Source organism: Microbacterium sp. 2MCAF23 (assembly GCF_052115565.1).
In the GTDB taxonomy this organism is placed as follows: domain Bacteria; phylum Actinomycetota; class Actinomycetes; order Actinomycetales; family Microbacteriaceae; genus Microbacterium.
Map to the genome: position 1 here is coordinate 106,185 of NZ_JBFRGY010000007.1, position 12,881 is coordinate 119,065.

Here is a 12,881-nt window from a genome sequence, read left to right on the forward strand (position 1 = left end):
AGGTAGATGATGATGATGGCGATATCCACGAGGGCTCCTTTGTCGTGCGTGGAGGGACGAATGATGATCCGGCGTCTCGGGCGAGGACCGGCGTGCGTCAGGTGAGCTCGAACATGCGCAGCAGCGCAGGCAGCACGACCACAGCGGGTCCGGAATGACGGAACGTGGCGGCGACGGTCTCGCCGAGGGTGTCGAGGGTGGCTTCGTAGGCGGGAACGCCGAACGCGGCGGACAGCGCGACGAAATCGGGCCGTGCCAGCTCGGTCGCCGTGGCCTGCCCGAAGGCGCCCTCCATGTACTCGCGGAGGATCCCGTAGCCGCCGTCGTCGACGATCAGCCAGGTCACGTCGGCGTCGTGCTGTCGGGCAGTGGCGAGCTCGGCGATCGAGTACATCCCGCCGCCATCGCCCGAGACGGCGAGCGTGCGCCGGCCGGTGCCGATCGCGGCGGCGATGGCCGCGGGGAACGCGAACCCGAGCCCGCCCGCGCCCTGCGCGGAGTGGAACCCACCGTCCTGCGAATCCCACGCCGACCACGCCCAGTAGGCCGCGATCGTCATGTCCCAGAAGGTCTGCGCGTCGGATGGCACCGCCGCGCGCAGGTCGCGCAGGAGGTTCCGTTCGGTCGCGAGGTCCTGGCCTGCGAGGCGCTCCTCGACTCTCGCGCGCAGCTCGGCCGCGATCCGGGCGCCGCGGAGGTTCGCATCCTGCCGCGCGGCCTCGACGGTTTCCGGATCCGCGGATCCGTCGGCGGATCCGGATCCCTCCAGCGCGTCCGCGATCGCGCTGAGCGCGAGACCGGCGTCGGCGTGGATTCCCAGCACCGGATAGTTCGACCCCAGAGCGCGCGGCTCGGCGTCGATCTGGATCAGCCGCCCGCGGGGGGCGAAGGTGAAGTAGTTGCTGGTGACCTCGCCGATCGTGCTGCCGATCACCAGCAGCACGTCCGCGTCCTCCAGGAGGTCGGTCGTGCAGCGATCCTCGATCCAGCTCGCGGCGGAGAGCGGGTGGTCGAAGCGGATCGCACCCTTGCCGCCCGCCGTCGAGACGACCGGCGCGCCGAGCGCCTCGGCCACGCGCAGCAGCTCCGCGGATCCGGTCGCCGACCTGCGCACCCCGCCACCGGCGAGGATCGCCGGCCGCTCGGCTCCGGCGAGCAGGCGCGCAGCCTCGTCGACGAGCTCGGCTCGGGCCGGGCGGTCCGGGACCGCGGCGGAGAGGTCGCGAACCACGGGGATCGTCGCGGGGTCCAGCAGCACGTCCTGCGGCACTTCCACCCAGACCGGGCCCGCCGGCACGGTCTGGGCGAGCTCCCAGGCCTCCAGGATCGCGCTCGGAATGTGCGCCGAGTCGCGCACCAGCGCGGTGCTCTTGGTGACGTTCTGAGCGCTGCGCTGCTGATCGTCGAGCTGGTGCAGCAGACCGTTCTTCTGCCCGCCGAGACCTCGGCGGGGGATCTGCGCGCTGATCACGAGCACCGGTACGCCGGTCGCGTACGGCTCCTGCAGCGCACCGAGGGCGGTGAGGGCTCCCGGCCCGGTCGAGACGAACATGACCGCGACCTCGCCGGTCGCGCGGGCATAGCCGTCTGCACCGAAGGCGGAGTTGTTCTCGACGCGTGAGCTGACGAACTCGAGGTCGCTGCGGCGGATCGCGTCGAACAGGCCGAGGGCGTGCTGCCCCGGGATGCCGAAGATGTGCGAGACGCCGAGCGCGGTCAGCGTCTCGACAACCACGTCACCGCCGTTGCGGATGTGCTCCGTCATGCGGAGGCCCTTTCCGCGGCATCGGCCGCGTGCTTGTCCGCGAGCAGCGACACCAGGTCGTACGCGATGTGCGAGGCCGCGACGCCGGTGAGCTCGGCGTGGTCATAGGCCGGCGCGACCTCGACGACGTCGGCGCCGATGATGTTCAGCCCGCGGAAGCCGCGCAGGATCTCGAGGATCTCCCGGCTCGTGATGCCGCCGGCCTCGGGGGTGCCGGTGCCGGGGGCGTGCGCGGGGTCCAGCACGTCGATGTCGATCGAGATGTACAGCGGGCGGTCGCCGATGCGGTCCCGCAGCTTCGCGACGGTCTCGACGACGCCCTGGTAGTAGACGTCGGCGCTCGTGACGATGCCGAACCCGAAGCGACGGTCGTCCTCGAGGTCCTTCTTGCCGTAGAGCGGTCCGCGCGTGCCGACGTGGCTGAGCGCCTCGGTGTCGATGATGCCCTCTTCGAACGCCCGGCGGAACGGCGTGCCGTGCGTGTACTCCGCGCCGAAGTAGGTGTCCCAGGTGTCCAGGTGCGCGTCGAAGTGCAGCAGCGCGACCGGCCCGTGCCGTTTGGCGGCGGCGCGCAGCAGCGGCAGCGCGATCGTGTGATCGCCGCCGAACATCACCAGCCGGGTGTCGTCGGCGGTGAGGTCGAGCGCGGCCTGCTCGATCGTCTCGATCGCCTCGCCGATGTTGAACGGGTTCGCCGCGATGTCGCCGGCGTCGGCGACCTGGGCGAGCTCGAACGGCGAGACGTCGAGCGCAGGGTTGTACGGGCGCAGCAGCCGCGAGGCCTCACGGATGTGATTCGGCCCGAACCGTGCTCCGGAGCGGTAGGAGACCCCGCTGTCGAACGGAACCCCGGCGACCACGATGTCGGCGCGTCCGACCTGGTCCAGACGCGGGAGCCTGGCGAACCCGTCGCGCCCGGCGTACCTCGGGATCAGCGAACTGTCGACAGGACCAATCGGAACCACCACGGCGACCTCCTCGACGCACCATACTCATCCAAGAGTTGTTCTGGATGAATCCTTAGTTGCCTATTTGACAACTTTCGATGTGCGCGAATCTAGCAGCCGCGCAGGACGCACGTCAAGGCCTCGAACCGGATCTCGTCCTCAGCACCGGCGCAGGGCCGGCGATCGGCCTCCGACGGCTCCCGCGGGGTCTCGCCGTCAGGCCCAGGCCGCGGGCGCGAAGACCCAGATCAGCTCCGCGCCCTCGTCGCCCTCGGTGCGCCAGCTGTGCGGCTCGCTGCCGCGGAAGGTGACCGTGTCGCCGGGACCGAGTTGCCAGTCCCGATCCGAGAAGCGCACCGAGACCCGCCCGCTCAGCACGTGCAGCACCTCGACCTCGGCAGCGATCGTGTACAGCTGCCCGCCACCGTGTCCGCCGGCGGAGACCGTCGAGCGCATGACCTGCACGCGCGACTCCCCACGGGGCGAGAGCAGCCGCTCCTCGACCCCCGTGCCGCCGAAGTTGATCTGCGGGCCGGTGCCGGCCGGGACCACCCGCACCTCGGAGGCCTCGAACAGCGAGCCGACCGAGATCGAGAGCACGTCGCACAGCGTGATGAGCGACGCCACGCTCGGCGAGGTCAGATCGCGCTCGACGCGCGAGAGGAAGCCCTTGGTCAGGCCGGTGACCTCAGCGACTTCGTCGATCGTGAGGTACTGCGCTTTGCGCGCCGCACGCAACCGCGAACCGATCGCGACCGGTCGGCTGTTCGGATCCACGGGCAGGGAGCGCATGGATCCACACGCTACCCGAGTTCCCGGGCGCCCCGGTCAGCCCTCGCGAAGCGTCGCATGCGGGATCCGCTGCCGCATCACCCGCACCGCCTCCGGGCTGACGTCCACGAGCAGGGCGTCGCGGCCGAGCGCGGACGCGACGGCGCCCGCGGTGCCGGATCCGGCGAACAGGTCCAGGATCCGATCTCCCGGGCGACTCGACGCCTGGATCATGCGGCGCAGGATCCCTTCCGGCTTCTGGGTCGGATACCCGGTCTTCTCCCGCCCCGACGTCGGCACGATCGTGTGCCACCACACGTCCGTCGGGAGCTTGCCGCGCTCGCGCTTCGCCGCGCTCACCAGGCTCGGCGCCATGTACGGTTCGCGCTCGATGTCGTCGACGTTGAACACGTGCCCGCCCGGCGTCTTCACGTAGACGAGGATCGTGTCGTGCTTCGTGGGCCAGCGGGTACGCGGCTTGGCCCCGTAGTCGTAGGCCCAGATGATCTCGTTCAGGAAGCAGTCCCGCCCGAACACGGCGTCGAGCATGACCTTCGCGTAGTGCGCCTCGCGGTAATCGAGGTGCAGGTAGAGCGTGCCGTCGTCGGCGAGCAGCCGCCAGGCCTCCTCGAGCCGTGGCATGAGGAAGTCGCCGTAGTCGTCGAAGCGGTCGTCGTAGGCATGCAGCAGCTCGCGCACCCGTTCGTAGCGGTGCCCGTGGAAGCCGTGGTTGACCTCGCGGGGGCGCTCCTCGGGGGTGCGCTGTCCCGTTCTCAGGATGGATTTCGCGGATCCGCGGATTTCGGGCGCGGAATCGGTCGATTCCCCGGATCCATCCTGAGTTGCGTCCGCCGGTCGGTCGGCACGGCGACTCGAGACGGCATGCCGCTCCTGCGTGCGGCCGGTGTTGAACGGCGGATCCAGGTAGACGAGCGTGAAGGATCCGTCCGGCAGGGCGCGGGCGACGTCGAGCGCCTCCCCGTGCACGATCTCGACGACGCCGGTTCGCGCGCCCGAGTTCGATCCGGTCCCTGAGCTTGTCGAAGGGACCACGCCGTGGCCGGACGCTTCGACAGGCTCAGCGACCGGAGCTGCCTCGGCGACCTCGGCGACCGGCTCTGGAGCGCCGCTCACGGAACCCGATGCAGCCACGCCTCGGTGGCGAACTTCGTGCGCACCAGGTCCTCCGCCGCCTCGTATTCGTCGGCGGCGATCGTGCCGTCCTCGGCGCCGGTGACGGCGCGGAACGTGTCCTTGAATCGCTCGATGATCTCGGCGCGGCTGAGGCCGGTCTGGCTGCGCAGCGGATCCACCCGCTTGGCGGCCGAGGCGGTGCCCTTGTCGCTGAGCTTCTCGCGCCCGATCCGCAGCACCTCGGTCATCATCTGACCGTCGATGTCGTAGGAGAGCGTGGCGTGGTGCAGCACTCCGCCGTTCGCGAGGCGCTTCTGTGCGGCCCCGCCGATCTTGCCACTGGGGCCGGCGATGTCGTTGAGCGGCTGATAGACGGCGTCGATGCCGAGCGAGCGCAGCGCCTGCAGCACCCAGTCGTCGAGGAACGCATAGGAGTCGGCGAACGTCATGCCCTGCACGAGCGTCGCCGGCACGTACAGCGAGTACGTGATGATCTGCCCGGCGGCCATCATCATGGCGCCGCCGCCGGAGATCCGGCGCACGACGTCGAAGCCGTGCTTCGCTGCACCCGCCGGATCCACCTCGTTGCGATAGGACTGGAAGGATCCGATCACGACCGCGGATTCGTCCCACTCCCAGATCCGCAGCGTCGGGCGGCGCCGACCCTCGCCGACGCGCGTGGTGAGCACCTCGTCGAGGGCGAGGTTCATCCGCGGCGAGACGGCCTTGTCGTGCAGGATCTCCCAGTCGAAATCGCGCCAGCCCGGCGCCGTGACGAGGGCGCGGCGCACCGCGGTTCCGACGGCCTCCGGTGTGAGTCCGAGCAGCTGCGCGCCCGCGGGCAGCGCGGCGCGCACGGCGGCGGCGATGGCCGATGCGTCGGTCTCGACGGGCAGCCCCGTGACCGCGGCGTTGATGTCGTCGAGGGCGTCGTCCGGCTCGAGGAAGAAGTCCCCCGCCAGCCGGAAGTCGGCGATCGCGCCGTCCGTCACCTCGAAGTCGACGACGACCAGCTTGCCGCCAGGAACCTTGTACTCACCGTGCACCGGTCCAGCCTACGCGGCGCGGGTGATCGCACAGCGTCGCGATAGGCGGAAGAGGACCAGCGCCTCTGGCGAGCCGTGCGAGGCCGAGGGGGACGGCCCGACCAAATGCAGGAGTCGCCCGACCAAATGCAGGACCAAAATGCCGAACCGCCTCCAAATCAGAGGCGAGATGGGCATTCTCGCGTCTCGGTCCTGCAGATCGCGAGGGACGTCCTGCATTTCGCGGGCGAATCCGGTCGAAGCGAACCGCGGCTCAGTCGCGGGAGGGGACGTGCTTGTCGAGCCAGGCGAGCAGGTCGGCGCGCACCTCGGCCTGCTGCAGCTCGTTGAAGATCTCGTGGCGTGCGTCGGGGTACACGAGCGTGGTCACGTCGCTGAGGCCCGAGCGGTTGCGGTAGTCGTCGGCGAGGCGGTGCACGCTGCGCGGTCCGCCCACCGGGTCGTCGCGGCCGACCATGAGCAGCACGGGCACGTCGTGGGGGAAGTGCTTGCCCGGGCGGCCGTAGAGCCGGGCGGCCTCGATCGGCCCGAACAGCTTCAGCAGCGGCACCTCGGTCGTCAGCGGGTCGGCGCGGAACGCCTCCCACACCGCAGGGTCACGCGTGAGCCACTCCAGCCCGTGCGCGTCCGGCCCCTTCCATCGCGCGTTCAGCGGCAGCGAGTTGAGGTCGGTCGGGGTGCGGTGGGCGGATCCGGTGAGGATCACGGCGTCGTATGCGTCGGGATGTGCGTTGAGCACCATCTGCGCGAGGAACGACCCCCAGGAGTGCCCCAGCAGCACGAGCGGGAGCCCCCGGTTCTCGTCGCGGATGAGCTCGGTCAGCTGCCATTCGTCGGCGACGACCGCGCGGATGCCGCCAGGGCCGAGCCGACCCAACTTCGCCGCATCGCCGTGCTGCTTCATGCCCGTGCGCCCGTGCCCGCGGTGGTCGTCGGCGTAGACCGTGAAGCCGGCAGCAGTGAGCGCGGCGATCAGCGCGCCGTAGCGACCCGCATGCTCGCCCACGCCGTGCAGCAACTGCACCGCTCCACGCGGGGTGACGCCGGGGGCGGGATGGACGTCGTAGACGATCGCGATGCCGTGTGCGTCGGTGAACTCGGCGGTGCGGGGCTCAGCCATGCCCCGAGTCTACGGATCCGACGCCCGTACACCGCATCGAGTCGACAGATGACGCGGTCGGCGCCGCCCGCGGAGGCCGCGTCGCGGGGCCGACCCGCGTCGACGCGCCGGCTCGTGTCAGAGCCCGAGCGCGGCGCAGACCGCGCGGGCCTCCTCCAAGTCCGTGACCTCATGGCCGCCGCCGTCGTCGGCCGCGGATCCCATCCGCACGGATCCGGATGCGGCGACCGCGCGCTTGGCGGAGAAGTGCAGGGCGTCGACACCGGTCGCGGCGATCTCGGCCGCGTTCGCCGCGGTGACGCCGCTGCCGGCCATCACCTCGATCCGCCCCGCGGCTGCCGCGACCAGGGCGCGCAGCACGTCCACACCGTCGCACGCGGCCGACGCTCCACCCGAGGTCAGAACGCGCGTGAGGCCCAGGGCGAGCGCCACATCGAGCCCGGCCCGCGGATCGGGGGTGACATCGATCGCCCGATGCAGGGTGACGGCGGCATCGGCGCGCGCCTCGCGGGCCGCGTCGCGCAGCCGCGTCAGGACGTCGGCGTCGAGCTCGCCGGCGGCCGTCTGCGCACCGATCACGACACCGGCCGCGCCATGGGCGAGCATCCAGCGCACGTCGCGTTCCGCGGTCGCGATCTCCTCCGCGTCGTAGTGGAATCCGCCCGCGCGCGGGCGGACCAGCACGTGCACCTCGGGACCGCCATGCGATGCCGCCTCCACCGCGAGCTCGAGCGTCGCCGGCGACGGCGTGAGCCCGCCGAGGGCCAGGGCCTGGGTCAGCTCCACGCGGCGGGCGCCGATCTCGCGGGCGACGCGTACTCCGGCAGCGTCCTGAACGGCGACTTCGAGCGCGAGGGGCATTCGTCCATTCTCACCGGTCGCCGATGCGAGCGGAACGGGCGCGCAGGCATTTGTTCAGCCGCTTGCCTGACCACGATCGCCACGCTCCCCGAATACTTAGTTAGGCTATCTAAGCAATGACTACCGAGAACCTGCACGAGACCGCCACCGAACTGCGCCTCGCCACGTTCCGACTCGCCCGCCGCCTGCGCTCCGTGCGCGCCGTGGACAGCCGCAACACGGCGATGAGCGACGCCCAGCTCGGCGTGCTCGCCGCGCTCCGCGCGCACGGCCGCCACTCCCTCACCGCGCTCGCCGATCGCGAGCGCGTCACCGCCCCCACGATGAGCGCGGTCGTGACCGGGCTCGAGGAGCAGGGCTACGTCACCCGGATCCCCGATGACCAGGACCGGCGCCGTGTGCACGTGGAGATCACCGCCGCCGGTGAGAAGGTCGTGGTCGAGACGCTGGAGCGGCGCACGGAGCTCCTGGTCGCCGAGATCACCGAACTCGGCCTGACGAGCCGCGAGCTCACCGTGCTCCACGAGGCCAGCATCCTGATGCGGAAGCTGGCCGAGCTGTGAGCCAGATGTTCCGCTCCTTCGGGGTCTTCAACTACCGGATTTGGTTCTTCGGCGCGATCGTCTCGAACATCGGCGGCTGGATGCAGTCGACCGCGCAGGACTGGGTCGTGCTGACCGAGCTCACGCACAACGACGCCACGGCGATGGGCGCGACCATGGCGCTGCAGTTCGGGCCGCCCCTCGTGCTGGTCGGGCTCACCGGACGGGTCGCCGACCGCTTCGACCGGCGCCGGATCCTGCTCGTCACGCAGAGCACCCTGATGGCGCTCGCCATCGCGGTCGCCGTGCTCCTGCTCACGCACGTGATGACCCTGCCGCTCATGCTCGTGTTCGCGGCGTGCTTCGGCGTCGCGAACGCATTCGACGCGCCCGCGAGGCAGGCGTTCGTGTCCGACATGGTCTCGATGGAGAACGCCTCGAACGCCGTCGCGCTGAACTCCGCGTCCTTCAACATGGCGCGCCTGATCGGCCCTGCCGTCGGCGGCCTCGCGATCGTCGCCCTCGGATCCGGCTGGGTGTTCGTCGCGAACGCGGCCACGTTCCTCGCGATGATCGTGGCGCTGCTCCTGATCCGCACCCGCGAGCTCATGCCCCGCCCGAAGAACCGCCGCGCCGGCGGGCTCATCGTGGGCATGCGGTACGTGGGCAGCCGGCCGGATCTCCTGGTCGTCTTCGCGATGGTCTTCCTCATCGGCGCGTTCGGCATGAACTTCCCGATCTTCGCGTCGACCATGGCGCTGGAATTCCACAAGCAGGCAGACGGATACGGCGTGCTCAGCTCGGTGCTCGCGATCGGATCCCTCACCGGGGCCCTGCTGGCCGCACGCCGCGATCGTGCCAGGGTGCGGGTGCTCATGATCGCCGCCGGCGGGTTCGGCGTCGCATCGATCGTCTCGGCGCAGATGCCGAACTACGTCTCCTACGCCGTCACGCTCGTGTTCGTCGGATTCTCCACGGTGACCATGCTCACGACGGCGAACGGATACGTGCAGACGACTACGGATCCGGCTCTGCGCGGCCGCGTGCTCGCGCTGTACATGGCCGTCGTGATGGGCGCGACCCCGATCGGCGCCCCGATCGCGGGCTGGGTGGCCGACGCGTTCGGGCCGCGCGCGGCGATCATGGTCGGCGGCGCCGCGGGACTGCTGTCGTTCGCGATCGGCGCCGGCTGGATGCTCTACTCCGGGCGGCTGCATCGCCGGGAGGAGTCCCGCTTCCTGCTCACCCTCGATGAGACGCGTCCGGTGCGGGTGGTCGAGGCGATGCGGCGCGCCGTGACCCCGCCGATCACGAGCGCGACCACGCCGATCCGGGTCGAGCCGCGCGCGGCGGGCTCGAACGCCGGGGAACGCCCCGACGGAGTCGGCCGCCACGGCTCGGGCGACGACGAGTGAGCGACGCATCCTCGGCCGAGAACGCACGTGCCCGTCGTTCGCTGCTGCCCGCGCTCGGCGCGCTCTCGGCGTTCGGGCCGCTCTCGATGGATCTGTACATTCCGGCGCTGCCCGCGCTCGGCCACGAGCTGCACACGACGGAGGCGCTCGCCCAGGTGACCATGAGCGCGTGCCTCATCGGGCTCGCCCTGGGCCAGCTGCTGTGGGGTCCGATCAGCGACCGCTACGGGCGCCGCCGTCCACTGCTGTGGGCCGTGGCGGGCTTCGCGGTCGCCTCGCTCGTGTGCGCGGTCTCGCCGTCGATCGAGCTGCTGATCCTGGTGCGACTGCTGCAGGGGCTGTGCGGCGCAGCGGGGATGGCGATCGCCCGTGCCGTCGTGCACGACGTGTACGCGGGGGCGGAGGCGACAGCGGCGTTCGCCGCGCTCACGGCGATCGCGGGCGCGGCCCCGGTGCTCGCGCCTCTGCTGGGCGGCGCACTGCTGACCTTCACCGACTGGCGCGGCCTGTTCGTCGCGCTGGGCGCGATCGGCGCATTGCTGCTGCTGACGGCGGCACTGTTCGTGCCGGAGACGCACCCCCGCGCCGAACGCACCACCGGCGGGCTCGGCAACGACCTGCGCGGCATCGGGGCGGCTCTCGGCAACGGGCCGTTCATGGTGTTCGCGCTCACCCTGGGCCTGGCCTCTGCCGGGTTCTTCACCTATCTGCAGATGTCATCGTTCGTGATGCAGAACCAGTTCGGCGTCGATGCGCAGGGCTTCGCGCTGATCTTCGCCGTGAATGCCGGAGGCATCATGCTGGGCGCCTGGATCAGCCGGCGCCTCGCGCGCCGCCCTTCGAGGACCTCAGGGACCGAGGGCCGCGGCCGCCTCGACGCTCGCCGCGTCGTGCTGATCTCGCTCACCCTCGGCACCGCAGCAGCCGCGGCCGTGCTGCTGAGCGGGCTGCTGCACAGCCCGCTGCCGTGGCTGCTCGCGCCGCTGTTCCTGCTCGTCGGCCTGCACGGCGTGAACAACCCGACACTGACCGCCCTGGCGCTGGGCCGCATCACCCGCGGGGCCGGATCCGCCTCCGCCGTGCTCGGAACACTCGCCGCGTTGCTGGGCGCGCTGGTGCCGCCACTGCTGTCGCGGGCGGGGGTGTCCGCGACTCTGATGGGCGCCACCATGCTGGTCGCGTTCGCCGCCGCGCTGGCCCTGCTCGCCGCGACCGGGCGCATCACACGCGCACGAGGCTGACCGGATCCGCCCCGCGCCCGATCGCGACCGGCCCACCTCCGCTCACTGGTCGCAAAGTGCGGCCTCGCCCGCGGCAAAGACGCAATTCGCGTCCAGTGAGCAGGGTGGAACTGCGAAGTTCTTACGGATCCGTGATCTCGGCGCCCCTCGAATCCCGGGGATTCGTACGCTGAGTGCATGACCGGATCCGCTTCGCGCGACAGGGCAGGGGCCGCAGCCGCCGGCACCGCCGCGGCCCTGCTCGGGATCGGCGCCGGCGAGCTCATCGCGACGCTGCTGGCGCCCTCGTCCAGCCCGTTCGCCGTGGTCGGCGGCACCCTGATCGACGCCGCCCCGGCCTGGGCGAAGGACACGGCGATCGCGTTGTTCGGCACCGGCGACAAGGCGGCGCTGCTCACCGGGATCGCGATCGTGCTGCTCGCCGTGGCGGCCGCGCTCGGACTCTGCGAGCGACGCTGGCGCGGCATCGGCGTCGCCGGATTCGTGGTTCTCGGGGCCGCAGTCTCGCTGCTCGCCCCGCTGCGTGCCGACGCCGCCACCCTGTCATGGCTGCCGGCGCTGCTGTCCGGGATCGCCGCCGCCCTCGTGCTGCGCATGCTCGTGAAGCGTCTACCCGACCGCGAGACTGCATCTGCGTCGCGAGACAGCAGACGAGAACCGCAGTCTCGGAGCGCAGAAGCAGTCTCGCTGCTCCGGGGCGAGGCAGAACCGACCAAGCCCGACGGGCTGCCCGCCGTGATCGCGGCCCCAGCCGCAGCCGCAGCCGCTGCCCCCGCATCCGCCACCGGTGCCTCGCGCCGCCGCTTTCTGGCGTGGACCGTCGGCACCGCCGCGGTCGGGATCCTCGCGGCCGTCGCCGCCACCGCCGGCCGGGCCGGATCCGTCGCCGTCGGCACCGTGCGCGCCGCACTGCACCTGCCGAAGCCGACCACTCCCGCCGCTCCGATCCCGGCCGGCGCCGCGCTGAAGGTCGACGGCCTGAGCCCGTTGATCACCCCGAACGCCGACTTCTACCGCATCGATACCGCGCTCGTCGTGCCGCAAGTGGATCCCGCGAAATGGCGGCTGCGCATCCACGGCATGGTCGCGCACGAGGTCGAGCTGACCTGGGATGAACTGCTGGCGCTCCCGCTCATGGAGAACGCCGCAACGCTGTCCTGCGTGTCGAACGAGGTCGGCGGCGACCTCATCGGCAACGCCGTCTGGCTCGGCTACCCGATCCGCGAGCTGCTGGCGAAGGCGCAGCCGTCCGCCGACGCCGACATGGTGCTGTCCACCTCCGCAGACGGTTTCACCGCGGGTACGCCGCTGGAGGCGCTCACCGACGACCGCGACGCGCTGCTCGCGATCGGCATGAACGGCGAGCCGCTGCCGTTCGAGCACGGCTTCCCGGTGCGCATGGTGGTGCCGGGTCTGTACGGATACGTCTCGGCGACGAAGTGGGTCACGGATCTGGAGGTCACCCGCTTCGACCGTGCCACCGCGTACTGGACGGCGCGCGGCTGGTCGGAGCGCGGCCCGATCAAGCTCGAATCGCGCATCGACGTGCCCCGCGGCCCTGTCTCGGCCGGCGACACGGTGATCGCGGGGGTGGCGTGGCAGCCGCACGCCGGCGTCTCCGCGGTCGAGGTGCAGGTCGACGACGGCCCGTGGCAGCGCGCCGAACTCGCCCCGGCGATCTCCGCCGACACCTGGGTGCAGTGGCGGCTGCCGTGGACGGCGACGGCCGGACAGCGCACTCTCCGCTGCCGGGCGATCGGCGCCGACGGCACCGTGCAGACCGCGCAGACCGCTCCCCCGGCGCCGGACGGCGCGACCGGCTGGCACACGATCGGCGTCACGGTGAACGCCTGAGCCGCGGAAATCGCGTCGACAAGCACACCTTCCCCACAGTCGCTGGTCGCAGAATGCGGCTTCCGGGACGACAAGGGCGCAATTCGCGACCAGCGAGCAATGAGTAGCGAGCAATGACTAGCGACCAGCAAGCCGGCCCGGGATCCTCACGGAATCGATGCGCTTCACTTGCTTCACGAATTTGT

Annotated in this window: 11 protein-coding genes; 4 read left to right on the forward strand and 7 right to left on the reverse strand. The window is 71.2% G+C overall.

Annotated elements, in window-relative coordinates; all coding sequences use genetic code 11:
• Positions 1–97: 97 nt before the first annotated feature.
• The 7 genes from AB4078_RS09195 to AB4078_RS09225 all read right to left on the reverse strand — a co-directional run bounded on the left by AB4078_RS09195 (position 98) and on the right by AB4078_RS09225 (position 7,644).
• Positions 98–1,765 carry a thiamine pyrophosphate-binding protein gene (locus AB4078_RS09195; protein WP_441976860.1) on the reverse strand — a complete coding sequence of 556 codons (1,668 nt, stop codon included), beginning with the start codon at positions 1,763–1,765 and terminating at the stop codon, positions 98–100.
• Positions 1,762–2,733: an agmatinase gene (gene speB / locus AB4078_RS09200; RefSeq protein WP_441976861.1), complete on the reverse strand. Its 972-nt coding sequence runs from the start codon at positions 2,731–2,733 to the stop codon at positions 1,762–1,764. The genes AB4078_RS09195 and speB overlap by 4 nt, the downstream gene beginning before the upstream one ends.
• A gap of 195 nt (positions 2,734–2,928) precedes the next feature.
• Positions 2,929–3,504, reverse strand: a complete 576-nt coding sequence (locus AB4078_RS09205; protein WP_441976862.1) for a helix-turn-helix domain-containing protein — start codon at positions 3,502–3,504, stop codon at positions 2,929–2,931.
• A gap of 36 nt (positions 3,505–3,540) precedes the next feature.
• Positions 3,541–4,536, reverse strand: a complete 996-nt coding sequence (locus AB4078_RS09210) for a DNA-methyltransferase (RefSeq protein WP_441976942.1) — start codon at positions 4,534–4,536, stop codon at positions 3,541–3,543.
• A 77-nt stretch (positions 4,537–4,613) separates the two neighbouring features.
• A complete protein-coding gene (locus AB4078_RS09215; RefSeq protein WP_441976863.1) occupies positions 4,614–5,663 on the reverse strand; it encodes a lipoate--protein ligase family protein in 1,050 nt (349 codons plus the stop codon).
• Between the two features lie 253 nt (positions 5,664–5,916).
• Entirely contained in the window at positions 5,917–6,783 is an 867-nt protein-coding gene (locus AB4078_RS09220; RefSeq protein ID WP_441976864.1) for an alpha/beta fold hydrolase, read from the reverse strand.
• A gap of 117 nt (positions 6,784–6,900) precedes the next feature.
• Positions 6,901–7,644, reverse strand: a complete 744-nt coding sequence (locus AB4078_RS09225; protein ID WP_441976865.1) for a copper homeostasis protein CutC — start codon at positions 7,642–7,644, stop codon at positions 6,901–6,903.
• 116 nt (positions 7,645–7,760) lie between these two features.
• Here AB4078_RS09225 and AB4078_RS09230 point away from each other — a divergent pair, with 116 nt between their 5' ends.
• The 4 genes from AB4078_RS09230 (at position 7,761) to AB4078_RS09245 (ending at position 12,696) form a co-directional block, all read left to right on the forward strand.
• Positions 7,761–8,207: a MarR family winged helix-turn-helix transcriptional regulator gene (locus tag AB4078_RS09230; protein ID WP_440734199.1), complete on the forward strand. Its 447-nt coding sequence runs from the start codon at positions 7,761–7,763 to the stop codon at positions 8,205–8,207.
• Positions 8,208–8,212: 5 nt separating this feature from the next.
• Positions 8,213–9,601, forward strand: coding sequence for an MFS transporter (locus AB4078_RS09235; RefSeq protein ID WP_441976943.1), 1,389 nt, complete (start codon positions 8,213–8,215; stop codon positions 9,599–9,601).
• Positions 9,598–10,842 (forward strand): multidrug effflux MFS transporter, encoded by a 1,245-nt coding sequence (locus AB4078_RS09240; RefSeq protein ID WP_441976866.1) that lies wholly within the window; start codon positions 9,598–9,600, stop codon positions 10,840–10,842. Before AB4078_RS09235 ends, AB4078_RS09240 begins: the two co-directional genes overlap by 4 nt.
• A gap of 177 nt (positions 10,843–11,019) precedes the next feature.
• Entirely contained in the window at positions 11,020–12,696 is a 1,677-nt protein-coding gene (locus AB4078_RS09245) for a molybdopterin-dependent oxidoreductase (protein ID WP_441976867.1), read from the forward strand.
• Positions 12,697–12,881: the final 185 nt, after the last annotated feature.